Source organism: Lentzea sokolovensis, assembly GCF_033949975.1.
In the GTDB taxonomy this organism is placed as follows: Bacteria; Actinomycetota; Actinomycetes; order Mycobacteriales; family Pseudonocardiaceae; genus Lentzea; species Lentzea sokolovensis.
In genome coordinates this window covers 205,129-220,973 of record NZ_JAXAVU010000018.1, presented here as the reverse complement: position 1 = coordinate 220,973, position 15,845 = coordinate 205,129, and the positions used below count along the sequence as shown (strand labels likewise).

15 protein-coding genes and 1 pseudogene are annotated in these 15,845 nt (G+C 69.1%); 4 read left to right on the top strand and 12 right to left on the bottom strand.

The window, feature by feature from the left end; translation table 11 throughout:
- Position 1 precedes the first annotated feature (1 nt).
- On the bottom strand, positions 2–718 hold the full coding sequence (locus SK854_RS46465) for a response regulator (protein WP_015099292.1): 717 nt from the start codon (positions 716–718) through the stop codon (positions 2–4).
- 255 nt (positions 719–973) lie between these two features.
- Between SK854_RS46465 and SK854_RS46460 the strand changes: the two genes are divergently transcribed.
- Positions 974–2,122, top strand: a complete 1,149-nt coding sequence (locus SK854_RS46460; RefSeq protein ID WP_319981603.1) for a dipeptidase — start codon at positions 974–976, stop codon at positions 2,120–2,122.
- Between the two features lie 3 nt (positions 2,123–2,125).
- Here SK854_RS46460 and SK854_RS46455 read toward each other — a convergent pair whose 3' ends face one another.
- On the bottom strand, positions 2,126–2,674 hold the full coding sequence (locus tag SK854_RS46455; protein ID WP_229905701.1) for a DUF3000 domain-containing protein: 549 nt from the start codon (positions 2,672–2,674) through the stop codon (positions 2,126–2,128).
- Positions 2,675–2,746: 72 nt separating this feature from the next.
- On the opposite strand from SK854_RS46455, the gene hemE reads away from it, so the two are divergent.
- From hemE to hemQ, 3 genes are read left to right on the top strand one after another with little or no spacing between them, the layout of a single operon-like run.
- On the top strand, positions 2,747–3,781 hold the full coding sequence (gene hemE / locus SK854_RS46450; RefSeq protein WP_319981602.1) for a uroporphyrinogen decarboxylase: 1,035 nt from the start codon (positions 2,747–2,749) through the stop codon (positions 3,779–3,781).
- Positions 3,781–5,208, top strand: coding sequence for a protoporphyrinogen oxidase (hemG, locus tag SK854_RS46445; protein WP_319981601.1), 1,428 nt, complete (start codon positions 3,781–3,783; stop codon positions 5,206–5,208). The genes hemE and hemG overlap by 1 nt, the downstream gene beginning before the upstream one ends.
- A gap of 23 nt (positions 5,209–5,231) precedes the next feature.
- The gene (gene hemQ, locus SK854_RS46440) at positions 5,232–5,924 is read left to right on the top strand and encodes a hydrogen peroxide-dependent heme synthase (protein WP_030479954.1); all 693 of its coding nucleotides are present in this window, start codon (positions 5,232–5,234) and stop codon (positions 5,922–5,924) included.
- A 12-nt stretch (positions 5,925–5,936) separates the two neighbouring features.
- On the opposite strand, the gene SK854_RS46435 is transcribed toward hemQ, so the two are convergent.
- The 10 genes and pseudogenes from SK854_RS46435 to SK854_RS46390 form a co-directional block, all read right to left on the bottom strand.
- Positions 5,937–9,032 carry a S8 family peptidase gene (locus tag SK854_RS46435; RefSeq protein WP_319981600.1) on the bottom strand — a complete coding sequence of 1,032 codons (3,096 nt, stop codon included), beginning with the start codon at positions 9,030–9,032 and terminating at the stop codon, positions 5,937–5,939.
- A 176-nt stretch (positions 9,033–9,208) separates the two neighbouring features.
- Entirely contained in the window at positions 9,209–9,580 is a 372-nt protein-coding gene (locus SK854_RS46430; RefSeq protein ID WP_319981599.1) for a hypothetical protein, read from the bottom strand.
- Entirely contained in the window at positions 9,573–10,391 is an 819-nt protein-coding gene (locus SK854_RS46425; protein WP_319981598.1) for a DUF692 domain-containing protein, read from the bottom strand. The genes SK854_RS46430 and SK854_RS46425 overlap by 8 nt, the downstream gene beginning before the upstream one ends.
- Positions 10,391–11,128, bottom strand: a complete 738-nt coding sequence (locus SK854_RS46420; protein ID WP_319981597.1) for a TIGR04222 domain-containing membrane protein — start codon at positions 11,126–11,128, stop codon at positions 10,391–10,393. The genes SK854_RS46425 and SK854_RS46420 overlap by 1 nt, the downstream gene beginning before the upstream one ends.
- Before the next feature lie 32 nt (positions 11,129–11,160).
- A pseudogene (locus SK854_RS46415) lies at positions 11,161–11,916 on the bottom strand (TIGR04222 domain-containing membrane protein); the annotation flags it as partial.
- A 7-nt stretch (positions 11,917–11,923) separates the two neighbouring features.
- Positions 11,924–12,709 carry a TIGR04222 domain-containing membrane protein gene (locus SK854_RS46410; RefSeq protein ID WP_319981596.1) on the bottom strand — a complete coding sequence of 262 codons (786 nt, stop codon included), beginning with the start codon at positions 12,707–12,709 and terminating at the stop codon, positions 11,924–11,926.
- Positions 12,710–12,798: 89 nt separating this feature from the next.
- Positions 12,799–13,692: a TIGR04222 domain-containing membrane protein gene (locus SK854_RS46405; RefSeq protein ID WP_319981595.1), complete on the bottom strand. Its 894-nt coding sequence runs from the start codon at positions 13,690–13,692 to the stop codon at positions 12,799–12,801.
- Between the two features lie 257 nt (positions 13,693–13,949).
- A complete protein-coding gene (msrB, locus tag SK854_RS46400) occupies positions 13,950–14,372 on the bottom strand; it encodes a peptide-methionine (R)-S-oxide reductase MsrB (RefSeq protein ID WP_319981594.1) in 423 nt (140 codons plus the stop codon).
- 96 nt (positions 14,373–14,468) lie between these two features.
- Positions 14,469–14,759 carry a hypothetical protein gene (locus SK854_RS46395; RefSeq protein ID WP_319981593.1) on the bottom strand — a complete coding sequence of 97 codons (291 nt, stop codon included), beginning with the start codon at positions 14,757–14,759 and terminating at the stop codon, positions 14,469–14,471.
- A gap of 66 nt (positions 14,760–14,825) precedes the next feature.
- Positions 14,826–15,779, bottom strand: a complete 954-nt coding sequence (locus SK854_RS46390) for an asparaginase (protein ID WP_319981592.1) — start codon at positions 15,777–15,779, stop codon at positions 14,826–14,828.
- Between the last annotated feature and the right edge of the window lie 66 nt (positions 15,780–15,845).

Genomic DNA, 15,845 nt, shown 5'->3' with positions numbered 1-15,845 from the left:
TCTAACGGATCACGCCGGCACGCATGGCCAGCGCGACCATCTGAGCGCGATCTCCTGTGCCCAGCTTCCGGCCGATCCGCGACAGGTGAGACTTCACCGTCAACGCGGACAAGCTCAGAGCCTCGCCGATTTCCTTGTTGCTCTGGCCATCGGCGACCAGCTGGAGCACCTCGACCTCACGCGCGGAAAGTTCCCGCGGCGTGTTGTCCGTGCCCGGCACCCGAGTACCCGCTGCGAGTACTGGTGCCACGCTCGGATCTGCGTAAACGCCACCATCGAGAACCCTGCGCACCCCGTCGGTGACCACCATCGGAGAGGCGGACTTCAGGAGGTACGCCTGGGCGCCCGCCTGGAAGGCCGACCTGACCGCGTAGGGGTCGTCGGAGGATGCGAGGACCACGATGCGGGGCCAGCCCTGAGCACGGAGTTCCGTGACCAGGTCGATGCCGGTGCCATCCGGCAAGCCCAGATCGAGGATCGCGAGGTCGCATGGTCCGGTAGCGAGTGCCCGCGCCCGAGCCTCCGCCACCGAAGCGGCCTCATGAACTGTGCCGGCTCCCATTTGTGTGAGCCGGGCTGATATCGCCTCCCTCAGCAGTGGGTGGTCGTCGACCACCAGCACTGAAAAAAGCTCTTCCCGCGGGTGCGGGACCATGTTCGCCGGCAACGAGCCGGCTGGCGTGGTACGAACGGCCTGACCTAAGCCGACGGCAGCCACGTCACTACCTCCCTGGAGTCGGTCGTGCCCCCCGACCGGCACCGGAGACTTTCGTCCAATCAGCCGCGCCACTGATCGACCGAAAGTGGTGTCGTCTGGGGCAGCGTAGCCGCCCATGCGGGTCTACGGGACGATCAATCGGGTATCTATCCCTATTGAGTTGTGACAGATGGCCCCATGTGTCACACGATTGGATGACAACTAGATAGGGGGTGTAACGCGAGCCCCTCTCAGAACGACATCTTGGAGTTGGTTGTGCCTAGCAGTTCTGGTCTCGAACGAGCGCGGGCGTTGCTGCAGCGTGCACCCCTCGTCGACGGCCACAACGACCTGCCGTGGGCTCTGCGCGAGTTCGGCGACGGAACGGGCGAGGACGTCTACACGACCGCCGCGAAGATCGATCTCACGGAACGTCATCCCAGCCTGCACACGGACATCGTGAAAATGCGCGAGGGCGGCCTGGGGATGCAGTTCTGGTCCGTCTGGATTCCCGGCAGGCTGGCGGGTGACGGAGCGGTGACCGCCGTGCTGGAGCAGGTCGAACTGGTCTACGAGCTGGCCGGGCGATACTCCGATCACCTGGGCCTCGCGACCACCGCCGCCGAAGCTGAAAAAGTTTTCGCCTCCGGGCGTGTCGCCTCCCTCATCGGTGCCGAGGGCGGACATTCCATCAACTCTTCACTCGGCGTTCTGCGCGCGTTGCGCCGCCTGGGCGTCCGGTACATGACACTGACCCACAACGACAACACCCCGTGGGCGGACAGTGCCACTGACCAGCCAGAACACGGTGGGCTGACGGAGTTCGGCCGCGACGTCGTGCGCGAGATGAACCGGATCGGCATGCTCGTCGACCTGAGTCACGTCGCGCCCAGCACGATGCACGCCGCGCTCGAGACGAGCGTCAAGCCCGTCATCTTCAGCCACTCGTCGTGCCGCCGGGTTGCGGACCACCCGCGCAACATTCCGGACGACGTGCTGATCAAGTTGAAGGCAAATGGCGGTGTGGCCATGATCACATTCGTGCCGGACTTCGTCTCGCCCCGTGTCGCTGAATGGGACGCAGCCCTTCGTGCGGCCATGACGGCCGCCGGCGCGAACCACGCCGACATGGGGGAGCGCAAGGCGTTCGGCGAGAAGTGGATCGTCGAGCACCCGAAGCCGATCGCCACGCTCGACGACGTCGTCCTGCACCTCGAGCACGCCCGTGAGGTCGTCGGAGTCGACCACCTCGGACTGGGCGGCGACTACGACGGCGTCCAGACGCTGCCGCAGGGCCTGGAGGACGTCTCCACCTACCCGAACCTCTTCGGCGCGCTGCTCGACAAGGGCTGGTCCGAGGACGACTGCGCCAAGCTCGCCGGCGCGAACGTCCTGCGAGTCCTGCGGGACGCCGACGCCGGCTGAGGCCTAGGGCTGGCGCTGACCGAAGAGAGTGACGCCGACCGGTGGCAGCCCCACGGCCGTCGCCATCAGCTCGTAGAACGCGGTGCCGTGCTCGGCGAGTTCTCCGTCGAGCGCGGTCCACGACGCGCGCAGCTCCAGATCGTCGGTGCGCGCGGGGCCGGCGATGTCGCCGAACCGGGCCGACGACGTCTGCGTCACGGTCCCGCCCAGGGCGGTGAACCCGGCCCCGGACTGCTCCAGCGCCTCGGTCAGCCACGACCACCCGACCTCGGGCAGCAGGGGATCGGACGCGAGCTCGTGGTCCAGTTCGACGCGCACGTACGCCACGACGCGCAGGACACCGCCCCACGCCTCGTCGCCGTCCGGATCGTGCAGCAGCACGAGCCTTCCGGTCGACAGTTCGTCCGACGGGCCGGTGACCTCAGCCGTCAGCGCGTACGCCCACGGAGCGAGCCGCTGCGGTGGGCGAACTTCGGTGAGTTCGATCTCGGGCCTGTGGCGAACCGACTTGAGCGTCCCCACCGCCCGGCGGAAGATTTCCGGCTCGGTCACACAACTGACTGTATGCCTCGCAATCCGGCCGGGTGATGGCGGCACGCCGAGACGTGGGACCATGAAAGAGATATGAGCACTCAAGTTCCCCTCCTCGTGGCCGCAAGTGGCGGCACCCCGTCGCACACCCCTGTCTGGTTCATGAGGCAGGCGGGACGGTCGCTGCCCGAGTACCGGGCGCTCCGCCAGGGCACCGCGATGCTCGACGCGTGCATGGACCCGGAGATGGTCTGCGAGATCACCATGCAGCCCGTCCGGCGGCACGGCGTCGACGGTGCGATCCTCTTCTCCGACATCGTGGTGCCGCTCAAGGCCGCCGGTGTCGACCTCGACATCGTCGCGGGCACCGGTCCCGTGGTCGCGAACCCGGTCCGCACGCTCGCCGACGTGCAGGCGCTGCCCGAGCTGCACGCCGAGCAGGTCCAGCCGGTCGCGGACGCGATCGGGTTGCTGCTCAAGGAACTCCCGCAGGACGTCGCCCTGATCGGGTTCGCGGGAGCGCCCTTCACGCTGGCCTCCTACCTCGTCGAGGGCGGGCCGAGCAAGAACCACGAGCGCACCAAGGCGCTCATGCACGGCAACCCCGAGCTGTGGCACGCGCTGCTGGCCAAGATCGCCGGCGTCACGACGGCGTTCCTGCACGCCCAGCTCGACGCGGGCGTCCAGGCGGTCCAGCTGTTCGACTCGTGGGCGGGCGCGCTGTCCGAGCGCGACTACCGCGAGTTCGTTCTGCCGCACTCGAAGCGCGTCCTCGAGACGATCACGACGGTGCCGCGCATCCACTTCGGCGTCGGCACCGGCGAGCTGCTGCCCGCCATGCGCGAGGCCGGCGCGGACGTCGTCGGCGTCGACTGGCGGATTCCCCTGGACGTCGCCGTGCGGCGGCTCCAGCAGGCGAACCCCGAACTGCCGAAACCGGTCGTGCAGGGCAACCTCGACCCGGCGCTGTTCTTCGCGGGCTTCGAGGCCGTCGAACGCGAGGTGCGCCGCATCCACGCCGAGGGCAAAGCCGCCGCGGGCCACATCTTCAACCTCGGCCACGGCGTGCTGCCCGACACCGATCCGGAGATCATCACCCGGACCGTCGAACTGATCCACAGCTTGTAATGCACGGAAGAGCGCCGCACGTCGCAGTCGTCGGGGGAGGCATCTCCGGCCTGGCCGCCGCGCACCGGTTGCGGATGCTGCTCGGCCCTCAGGCCAGGATCACGGTGATCGAGCAGTCCGACCGGCTCGGCGGCAAGTTGCGCACGACCGAGCTCGCGGGTGTGCGGTTCGACGTGGGCGCCGAGGCGTTCCTGCACCGCAAGCCCGAGGCGCAGGAGCTGATCAACGAGGTCGGGCTCGCCGAACACGTCGTGCACCCGACGGCCGCGAAGGCGAGCGTGCACGCGGCCGGGCGCACCCACCAGCTGCCGGCGCACACGTTCATGGGCGTTCCGGCCAGCGTCGAGACGGTGCGGCACATGCTGTCGTCCGAGGGCGCGCTGCGCGTCGAGATGGAACCGACGCTGCCGCCGATCGAGCTCAGGGGCGGCGACGTCGCCGTCGGCACGCTGATGAAGGAGCGGTTCGGCCCCGAGGTCGGAGACCGCCTCGTCAGCCCGCTGCTGGGCGGCGTCTACGCGGGTCGCGCGGACGAACTGGGCCTGCGCGCCACGATGCCGCAGATCGCGACGCTGCTGGACAAGGGCGTCGGTTCGCTGCTCGCGGCCGCCGCGACGATGATGCCCGCCCCACCGCAGGCGCGCTCCGCACGGCCACCGGTGTTCGCGTCGCTGAGCAACGGCGTCTCGTCGCTCGCCGACAGGCTCGCCGAGGTCGCGAAGCCCGAGATCAGGCTCGGCCTGCCGGTCCGGGTCCTGTCGTGGCTCGGCGCCGGCTGGCGACTGGAGATCGGCTCGGCCGCGACCCCGCAGTACCTGGAGTGCGACGGCGTCGTGCTCGCGGTCCCGGCCCCGTCCGCGCGCAAGCTGCTGCACGAGATCGCGCCGCAGGTGTCCGCCGCGTACGGCAAGGTCGAGGTCGCCTCGATGGCCGTGGTCGCACTCGCGTTGCCGCCGGGCACCGAACTGCCGCAGCGCTCCGGCGTCCTGATCGCGGAGGGGGAGCGGTACTCCGACCGCATCACCCCGTTCACCGCCAAGGCGTTCACGTTCTCCAGCCGCAAGTGGGCGCACTACGGCGAACCGGTCATCCTGCGCGGCTCGGTCGGGCGCCACGGTGAGACGGCGCTCCTGCAGCGCAGCGACGCCGACCTGGTCAAGGCCGTGCGCAACGACCTGCACGAGCTGACGGGCATCAAGGCCGCGCCGATCGACTACGTGGTGCAGCGCTGGGGCGGCGGGCTGCCGCAGTACGGCGTCGGCCACGTCGACCTGGTGGACACCATCGAACGCGGCATCGCCGACGTGCCGGGCATCGCCGTGGCGGGCGCCACCCTGCACGGCGTGGGTGTGCCGGCCTGCATCGCGACCGCCGACGCGGCCGCCGCCCGTGTCGCAGCACACCTGCTGGGCCGCGTTCGGCGCTGAGAGGCCCGTGCCAAGATGGACCTATGGCGCGCCTGAACTACAACGAGCTCAACGACACCATCCGCTACACGATGTGGTCGGTGTTCCGGGTCGAACCCGGCAAGCTTCCGGACGACCGTTCGGCTGCTGCCAGTGAAACCCAGAACTACCTGGACGCGTTGGAGGGCAAGGGCGTCGTCGTGCGCGGCGTCTACGACGTGGCGGGTCTGCGCGCCGACGCGGACTTCATGATCTGGTGGCACGCCGAGGAGATCGAGCAGGTGCAGGCCGCCTACACCGGCTTCCGCCGCACCCCGCTCGGCAAGGTCTCCACGCCGGTCTGGTCGCAGGTCGCCCTGCACCGCCCGGCCGAGTTCAACCGCAGCCACATTCCCGCGTTCCTCGCGGGGGAAGAGGCGCGCAAGTACATCTGCGTCTACCCGTTCGTGCGGTCCTACGAGTGGTACCTGCTGCCGGAGGAGGACCGCCGCAAGATGCTGGCGGACCACGGCAAGGAAGCCCGCGACTACCCGGACGTGCGCGCGAACACCGTCGCGTCGTTCGCTCTCGGCGACTACGAGTGGCTGCTCGCGTTCGAGGCCGACGAGCTGCACCGCATCGTCGACCTCATGCGGCACCTGCGCGGCACCGAGGCGCGGCTGCACGTGCGAGAGGAAATCCCCTTCTACACGGGCACCCGCGTCCCGGCGGCCGAACTCGTGCTCAACCTGCCCTGATCTGTGTGACCGCTACGCGGCCACTCGATAGGCACGGATTACGGTCAGCTCAACGGTTCCACCCTTGGCGTCCGTCGCAGTGGCCTTCAGCGAAGTCCACTGCGCGTTCGTCGGGTGGTAGACCAGCGCGCTGTTGCCGACCACACCCGCACGGCGCCATGACTTGCCGTCGTCGTGCGAGTACTCGACTCCGGTGATGCGCACCTTGCCCGCGTCACCCTGCGTCTGGGTGAGCAGTCCGATGCGCTGCAACGTGCCCGCGGGCACCGCGCCGTTGTCGTCGAGCTTCGGTTCGAAGCGCACCACCGACAGCGGCGGAGCGTCGATCTTGCCCTCGGTGCCCTGGGACTTGAAGGTCCACACCGCGGACACCTTGGTGCTGAACTCGAACTGCGAGCTCCGGTCGAGGCTCACCTCGGCCCGGAAGTCGCCCCGCGGCAGCGGCACGTTAGGGAAGTAGCCCCCAGGGGTGTCGGTCTCGCCGATCAGCACTCCGTTGCGGTACAACGCGGTCCTGGCGCTGTCCACAGTGGACCTGCCTTCGCCGTGCGTGCCGTCGCTCACCATCGGCGGGGCGACGTTGAACTGCGAGCCGTACCGCTCGACGAACCCGTACGGCGACTCGGGCAGCCCCGGCGAGAACACCGGCCGGACTTCGCGTTCCCGGTAGGTCCTGCCCGCCGCGTACGTGCGCGTCCCCGAGGTGATGCGTTCCTGTGCGCCGTTGGCGTGCCGTGTCGAGACCGCGGACTGCCAGCGAACGTCCTCGGTCGTCACGTAGTCGACCGCGGTGGCACCCACGGCCACCGGGTAGAGCGCGGTGCCGCTGCTCACCCCGAGCGTGGTCACCGGCAGCTCGCCCTTGAGCGCCTGGCTGTCCGGCTTGAGACCACCGATCGTGGACTCGACCCTGGCCAGGTCCTTCTTGGCCGGCGCCTTGTTCAGGCCGACGGGGAAACTGCCGGGAACCGGGTAGGCGAGCCGGTAGAACGTGTGCGGATCGGCCGTGGTGTTGGCCTGCAGCATCGCGAGCGAGGACAGGTCGCTGGGCGGCAGCGGTCCGCCGGCCTGGGCGACCGCGACGCCCTCGAAGCCGCCGAACATCACCAGCGTGCCGCCCACCCGGTCCTCTCCGCCCATCGAGCGGCGGAAAGCGATCAGGCCCAGGGTGAAGTCACCGGTCTCCTCCGGCGCCTTCACCGACACGGGCTGGGCCAGGCGGGCGTCCTGCGTGATCGTCAGGTCGCCGGTCAGCTTCACGTCCGGCTGGAAGAGCAGGTCCATGCCGCGCTCGCCGTTGGGCAGGCTCGTGTCGAGGTAGTAGCTGCCCTTGGGCAGGCGGACCTTCAGGTCCCCGGCGCCGGAGAGCGGCTTGACCACGTTGTTGTCCAGGCCGACCAGGAACGTGAACGAGTTGCCCGGATCCTGCCCGTCGCGGCCGATCATGTCGATCGTGAGGGTGTAGCTCTCCACCTCGCGGTCGATGCCGACGAGCGTGCGGACGGTGTGCGTGCCGGACGTGGCGACGATCTCGCCCGAGTACGCGGCGTCCTTGGTGCCGACGCGGGTGTCACCGGTGACGTTGACCGACGCGGTGCCCTTGGCCGGCACGGTCACCTTCGACGCGCCCAGCGTGAACATGCCCGCCGGAGCGCTGCCCTTGAACGCCAGGTCGAGCGTGATCGCCGCGTCCGTCGGGTTGGTGTAGGTGATCGGCTTGGTCACAGGCTTGTCGTCGGCGTGCGGCCACTCGTGCAGGCCGAGGTTCACCGCGACGACGTCGGCGGTCAGCACCTGGCCGATCGCCTTGGCCACGTCGATGCGCCCGGCGCCCTGGTCGAACGCGCTGACGCCCTCGGTCGGCTTGGCCGTGGTCGCGAGCACCGACTTGAGCTGTGCGGGCGTCCACTCAGGGTGTTGCTGGCGCAGCAGTGCCGCGGCGCCCGCGACGTGCGGCGTCGCCATCGACGTGCCGCTACCCGCGAGGTGGTCGGAGGTGCCTGCCTTGGCGGCCACGATGTCGACGCCCGGTGCGGTCACCTCGGGCTTGAGCCCGCTGTCTCCCACGCGAGGGCCTTTGCTGGAGAAAGGAGCGAGCTTGTCGTCGCGGTCGACGGCGCCGACCGACAGCGCGGCCTCCGCCGTGCTGGGGGAGCTCACCGAACCGGTCGAACCCGAGTTGCCGGCCGCGATGACGAACAACGTGCCGTACTGGGCCGTCAGATCGTTGACGGCCTGCTCCAGCGGGTCGACCTCGGGGGTGTCGCCGCCGCCGAGGCTCATGTTGACGACCTGGGCGCCCTGCTCCGCCGCCCAGCGCATGCCGTCGAGGATCCAGGACTCCTGGCAGCCGAACTCGACGCAGACCTTCGCGTCGATCAGCTGCGCACCCGGTGCGACGCCGCCGTACTTCGAGTCGTGGCTCGCGACGGTCGACCCGACGTGCGTGCCGTGGCCGACGTTGTCGGTGTTGTCGGGGTCGGTCGTGAAGTTCTTCTCCGCGACCTGCTGACCCGCGAGGTCGGGGTGCTTCTCGTCGACGCCCGTGTCGACGATCGCGACCTTGATCCCCTTGCCGGTGATGCCCTTCTGGTGGGCGGCCGGCGCGCCGATCTGGGCGACGCTGCGGTCGAGGCTCGGCTTGCGGATGCCGTCGAGCCAGATCTTGTCGCCGGTCGCGGCCTCCGACTTGAGTGCCGACCAGTCGCTGGAGGACCTGGCGCCGACTCTGGCGTGGCCGTCCACGATCAACGGCATGCGGTCGCGGTAGCCGAACTCCAGCAACGTGGTGACGTCGAAGAGTCTGCGGTCGAGCCGGCCCGCCGCCAGGGGCTCGAAGGCGTCCTTCGGCACCACCACGGTGTGGCCGTCGGCCGTGCGGGCGGTCTTGAAGGTCATGTTCTTGCGGCCGTCGCCGGGCTGGATCGCGACGACCTGCCCGTCGTGCCCCAGCAGGACCTTGTCCCCGGTGACGAGGCTGACCTCGTCGGTGGTCTGGCCGGGACGCGGGGCGTGGTCGTCCGGTGGTGCGGCCGTGGCCGTGGCCACGGAGGCCGCTGTCAGGGCGAGCGCCGTGACGGCGCCCAGCACTTTCGATTTTCCGCGCATTCGAATCCCCTCGTGGTTCGAATTGCTGCGCGCTGTGGTCCGCGCAGGCCGGAAGGCCTTCCGCGGGTATGCGAAGGCAATGCGAAAAAGGTCCCCCGACCCTTCGAACGTATCGATATAACAACCGGGTAACACAGGGCCGAACGGGGGATTCTGGTCCCCGTTTCGTTCGCCCGTCAGTTCGACTGCCAGAACTTCCAGCGAGCCTTGCGTTTTGCTGACAGTTCTCCGGAAGCGCGGCACCATTCCGCGAACGCCGCGGCGTCCTCACGCGCGCGTGAGCCCGCACGACGTGGGTGTTCAACCGCGTAGGCGTCGAAGAGCGGCCGGAACCGGTCGCCGAGCTCGTCGGCGACCGCGGGGCCCAGCATCCGCACGATGCCGCGTCGTTTCGACAACAACGCGCGGCGTTCGACAGCCAGGCGTTGTTCGTCGAATCCCGCCGGTGCCGGACCGTTGCCGAGCAATGCGTTTAGCAGCTCCGCCTGCCGGGTGGCAAGCCTTTCGCGTGCCGCCGAAACTTCATTCTCGTTCACGATTTCAGTCACGGTGTTTGTCCACGACGGCGCGGATCGCGGCCAGTTCGCTCGCGATTTCGGTGTCGGACGGATAGTTGTCGTCGCGTTCCAGCAGAACGCCGGGCGGCGCGACGCGCGAGCACAGTTCGTCCAGCACTTCCAGGACTTCCGGCAGAACCGCGTGGGCGTGCGTGTCGTGGTAGATGTCGCCGTGCTGTTCGCCGCCGGCCACGTGCACGTACGCCAGCCGTTCCAGCGGGATCTCGTCCAGGAACCGCTCCGGGTCGGTGCCGATGTTGCGGGCGTTCGCGTAGAGGTTCGCGACGTCCACGAGCAGCCAGCAGTCCGTGCGCTCGACGAGCTCGGCGAGGAACTGGCCCTCGGTCAGCTCGCCGTCCGGCCACTCCAGCAGCGCGGCCACGTTCTCCAGCGCGAGCGGCACGGGCAGGTTCCGCTGGGCGAGCTTGACGTTCGCGACGAGCACGTCGAGCGCGTCCTTGGTGCGCGGCACCGGCATCAGGTGCCCGGAGTCGAGTCCGCCCGCTCGCACGAAGCACACGTGGTCGCTGACCATCGGCGCGCCGACCGCCTCGGCGACCGCGCCCAGGTGCTCGACGCGGTGCAGGTCGACCTGGTCCGCGCCGCCCAGTGACAGCGACACGGCGTGGGGGAGCACCGGGACGCCGCGTTCCAGCAGCAGCGTCACCGACTCGGGCAGGTGTCCGATGTGGAGGTTCTCGGCGACGACCTCGACGAAGTCCACGCCGGGCAGCCGTTCCACCGTCAGATCGATCTCCGAGCGCCAGCCGATGCCGACACCCAGGTCCTTGATCCCCGCCATCAGTCGCCTCCTCCGCCACCACCGCCGCAGCTGCTGCCGCCACTGCAGCTGCTGCTGCTGCCCGACGAACAACTGCTACTGCTACCACAACTGCTGGAGCCACAGGCCGCCCCACTCGAAGCGGCTCCACCGCCACGCCGACCGGCCTTCTTCCTCCTCTTGCGCGGCAGCATCTTGACGACGCTCTGCGGCAGCCTGAAGATCTCGGCGACGGTCTGGTTGCCGACCCTGCCGCGGAAGCCTTTCAACGCCACGGCGAGAACCGGGTCGCTCGCGGTCACGTCCTTCAACGCCGCCCGCCCCGCCCTGGTGAGCGGTTTCGCGCCGTACGTCCACCATCCGGCACCCAGGAACGCCACCGCGCCGAAGAGGGTCCACGGCTCCAGGAAGGCCAGCAGGCTCAGGATGACGCCGATCGCGAGGAAGACCCACCACGCCGCGAGGCGGGGGCGGGCTTCGCGGGTCAGCCTGCGCGCCCGCAGCTGCTGGTGCAATGCACGCATCTCCGCGCTCTTCGCGGCGTTCCGCACGACCGCGTCGAACCGGACCGGCTTGCGCAGGCCGATGAGGATGAGCGTCTCGACCGCGGTCGTGGCGCCCAGCTCGGTCTGGTGCACGGCGGACACGATCCCGTCGCGCGACACCCGCACCAGACCGGCGCTGAGCAACCTCGCCAGCGCGGTCTCCGCGGCCCGGCCGGGGCCATCCGTCAGATAGCCGATCTGTTCCGGGGGCACTCGCGTGCCCGTTGCCGCCGTTGGTGCCGCCACTAGTCTCCCCCTCCGCCACCACCGCAGCCGCTACCGCCGCCGCAACTGGAACTGGAACTGCCGCAACCGGAACTGCCGCAGCTCGACGCCGAACCGCACCCGCCACCGTTCCAGATGGACCGCCGCCTCGCCCTGGCAGGCCTGCGCGGGACCGTCCTCACAACACGACGCGGGAAGTCGAACAGCTCACCGACGTCCTGCCCGCGGACCCTGCCGTCGAACCCGTACAGCGCCACCGCGTGCACCCGGTCGCTCGCCTTCACCTGACTCAGGGCTTCTCTGCCTGCCGGGGTGATCGGGCCGCTGCCGTACTGCCAGACGAAGAAACCCAGTGCGATCGCCGCGGCGATGAGGAACACGGGTGAGATGAACCCGAGCACCACCGCCACACCCGCGACCGCGAGCGAGAACCACCGGCCGTCGTGGCGGCGGTGAGGCACCCGCATGAGCTCGCGGCTGAGCAGCTGCCGGTACAGCTGCGCCACCTCCGTGCAGTTCCTGGTCGCCAGGACGATCGCGTCGAACTGGACGGGGGTCCGTGCGAAGCTCAGCATCCGCGCTTCGACCGACGTGGTGGCGCCCTGGCCGTTCTGGTGCACCGCGGAGACCAGTCCGTCGCGTGACACCCGCAGCAGGCCTTGGTCGATCAGCCGGGCCAGCACGGTCTCCGCGGCCCGTCCGGGACCGGCCGTCAGAAAACCGGCCTCCTCCGCGGACAGCCACGCCCCCTGCGCGTCTGTCGGTTTCTTCACTGATTCCCCCTCAGCTGCTGGAACTGCTGCAGCTACTGCTACTAGAGCTGCTGCAGCTGCTACTGCTGCTCGAACAACTGCTACTGGAACTGCTGCAGCTGCTGGAACTGCTGCTCGAACAACTGCTGCCACCACAACTCGACGTGCCGCCGCAGCTGTGGTGGTCCCAGTCGTAGGAGCTGCAACCGGTGGTGCCGACGTACGGGGTGGAGGACGTCGTGCGCTGCTTGCCCCGGCGCAGCCCGAACAACGCCACCGCGTCCGCGGTGCTGCGGTTCTTCAGCGCGTACATCCACACGGTCTTGCCGTTTCGCGTGAGCCTGCCCGGGTTGCGCAGCAGGATCGCGAGGAACACCAGCAGTGCTGTCAGGAGGAACAGTCTCGCGTCGATCGCGAAGGCGACGAACACCGAGACGAACGCCAGCAGGAACAGCACCACCCGCAACGCGATCCTGCCACCGCGGGGTCTGCCGAACCGGCGGTGCACCATGCCGCGGTCGACGAGGCTCTGGTGCAACGCGCCCATCTCGTGGCTCGCTCGCGCGACCTGCACGACCTGCTGGATGGGGCGAGCGGTGCCCTGGAGTCCGGCGAGGACGTACGCCTCCAGCGCTGTCCTGGCGCCGTACCCGTTCTGGTGGACGGCGGTCACGAGGCCCTCGCGGGAGATGCGCACGAGACCGCCGTCCAGCAGCCGGGCGAGAACGGCCTCGGCCGCCCTGCCCGGTCCCCCTGCCAGGAACCCGATCTCCTCCGCGGACCACGTGGCGTGGTGCGGTGTCGAAGAGTTGGACATCAGCACTCCCCTCACTGGTGTCAGTGCATCTTCGACGTGAGATCTACCCCTGGGTTCCTGGTGTTACCTGAAAAGGACCTGATGGTGGATCAGCCGCCGCCTCCACCGCACCCGCCGCCACAGCCGCCGCCTCCACCGCCGCCGCAGCTGCTTCCGCTCGAACACGAAGAAGAACCGACCGAACACGTGCTGTTGCTGCTGCTGTAGCTGCCGGAACCGGAGGAGGCGAGCAATGAGGTGCGCACCGCCAGATCCGGGTAGACGAGGAGGCCGCCGAACAGAACCGCGCCGGCCGCGCCCGCGTACACGACCTCGTCCACGCTTCCCTCTGCCCTGGTGCTCGTGGTGCGAGCGCCGCTGAGCACGCGGTTGCCCTTGCTGGTGCGGACGTGCTTGCCGCGCCGCGTGAGAAGCAGGATCAGCAGGCCCGCGAGGACGAGCTGAAGCGTGAGCCAGCCGATGTTCGCGCCGATCGCGAGTCCGTTGATCCAGCGCGCGAACCCGATCACGAGCAGCACCCACAACGCGATGGATCCCTTGCGCAGAGCGCTTTTCGCGACGGCCGGGTCGACCACGAGGCCCATGTCCCGCAGGCGCTGCCCGATCGCCGTGACCACGCCGTCCGCTGCGACGGCGGGGATCATCAGGTTGACGGTGCGGTTGGTGTAGCGCTGGCAGTCGGTGATGACGGCGCGGTCCACCTGGTTCAGCGACCGAGTGGTGGACGTGGCCTGAACGGTGCCACGCCGTGAAGTCCTGAGCTCACCCGAGGTGAGCAGTCGCGCGATGGCCGTCTCGACCACGCGCCTTGGACCGCCCGCGAGATAGGCGAGCTCGTCCATGTCGAGGGAGCGCACGGGCTGGGTGCTGTGACCCGCCCGCACGCGTACCCGAACGACGATCGCGACCAGCACGGCGAGTGCCAGCCCGATCCAGTAGAGCTGAAGGAACTCCGGTCCGGACAATCCCCAAGGCCTCTGCATGCGACCCACCCCCTGACTGCCCCGAAAGTGCTTCGGTGGGTCAATGGTGTGGTCCGCGCCACAGCCTCACAAGGCTTGTTGACGAAGCCTTAGGGTTGGCGGCTTTCTGTCACTGTTCTGCGCCTGTGGCTAGCTCGACGAGCCGCCGTCGACACCGCTGGAGCCTTCGCCGTCGGTGCCGCGCAGGGCGATGCGGAAGTTCATGATGCCTCCCAGGTTTGTCCGGGTCCTTGGTGACCGGACTGAGGCTCAGTCTCCTATTCGGACGGAACGAGTTTCAAGGAGACGGAGTTGATGCAGTAGCGCTGGTCCGTGGGAGTGGGATACCCCTCACCCTCGAAAACATGCCCGAGGTGGCTGTGGCACGTGGCGCAGAGCACCTCGACGCGCTTCATGCCGAGCGCCCGGTCCTCACGCAGGATCACCGAGTCTCCGGCCAGCGGCGAGAAGAACGACGGCCAGCCGCAGTGCGAGTCGAACTTGGTGTCGCTGCGGAACAGTTCGGCCCCGCACGCACGGCACTCGTAGAGGCCCTCGGTCTTGGTCTCGGTGTACTCGCCGGTCCACGGGCGCTCGGTGCCGGCCTGGCGCAGCACCGCGAACTCGGCGGGGTTGAGCTGGGCGCGCCATTCCTCTTCGGAACGCACGACCTTGGGGGTGGTGCCGACAACAGGTTCCATGACTCTTTATAACTCCGCGGCGCCCTCAGGGCTTCCCGGCGGGGGTGTGGCCCGCGGCGCCGTAAGGCCCCGTTAAGGACTCGTTCTCGTTTGGAATCAGAAGATGATGGCGAGGATGTCGCCCAGCGCGAACCAGATCGTGAGGAGCACGCCCAGCAGGATGAGCCCCACCACGATGACGGCGACGAGCCGCTGGTGCCCGGTCGTGCGGTTCGCCGAGTCGGCGAAGTCCTGCACGCCGTCCAGGTAGCCCTCGACCGTGAAGCCGGGGCGTTGCCGCTTCATCTTGTCGAGATGGTCGGCGAACGCCTTCGTCTCGGGATCGTGTGGGTCGAGGCCGATCAGTTCCTCCTGGAACTTCTCGTTCTCGTCCTTCGAATCGCCCATAACTCCCAGCTTAGTGGCTGGGGGAGGGGATTCCGGTGTGCTGGGCGTTCACCGCTGAAGTGACGGTCAACTCGCCAGCGCGAGCGACGGCCTGACGGCGCCGACCGCGCGGCCATGCCCGAGAACCGGCACGGTTGCGAGGTCCTCGACCTTGCTCACGTCCACACCGAGCCGCTTGAGCACCGCGACGATGACGACCGCACGGGCGCGCGACGAGCCGTCGGCGATCTTCAGCGCCACGCCCTCGCCAGTGGGCAGGCCGACCGCGTAGACGCCCTCGGCGCCGTCCTTGGCGATGACGCCGGGCAGGGCGTCCATGAGAACGGTGACGTCGCGGCCGGTGCCACCGACCCACTGGGGGAAGGTGTTCATGGCGGTGGCGACGCGGTGTTCGAGGGTGCCGGGGGCAGCGGCGGCGAGACGGCCGAACGCGCGGGCTAGGCCGGTGAGACTGATGGCGAAGATCGGGGCGCCGCAGCCGTCCACGCCGACCTGGGCGACGGGCTCGCCGGCCACGTCCTCGATCGTCTGGCGGGTCGCGACCTGCAGCGGGTGCGTCGGGTCGAGGTAGCTGTCAGTGGGCCAGCCGTTGGCGACGCAGGTGGCGAGCATGGCGGCGTGCTTGCCGGAGCAGTTCATGTACTTCGGGGCGGCGGCCAGGCCCTGCGCGAGGTGCTGGGCGCGTGCCTGCTCGCCGAGCGGCAGGTCAGGGGTGCATCGCAACGCGTCCTCGGTCAGACCGGCCGAGGCCAGGATCCGCAGGGCGCCGTCGACGTGGAAGTCCTCGCCCGAGTGGGAGGCGCAGGCCAGCGCGAGCAGTTCGCCGTCGAGGTCGAGCCCGCTGCGCAGCATCGCGAGGGCCTGGAGCGGCTTGTTCGACGAGCGCGGGAACGCGACGTCGCCGGGGCGGCCGACCGACAGCACCGGGGAACCGGACGGATCGGTCGCGACGACGGTGCCGTGGTGCACGGACTCCAGGAAGTCGCCTCGCCAGACCTCGGCCACCACTTCGTGTCCCATGTCGCCCCTCCCGCGCTCAGATCCCGGAAACTGCCAACTGTCGACAGTTGACACGTTCGCTAGTTT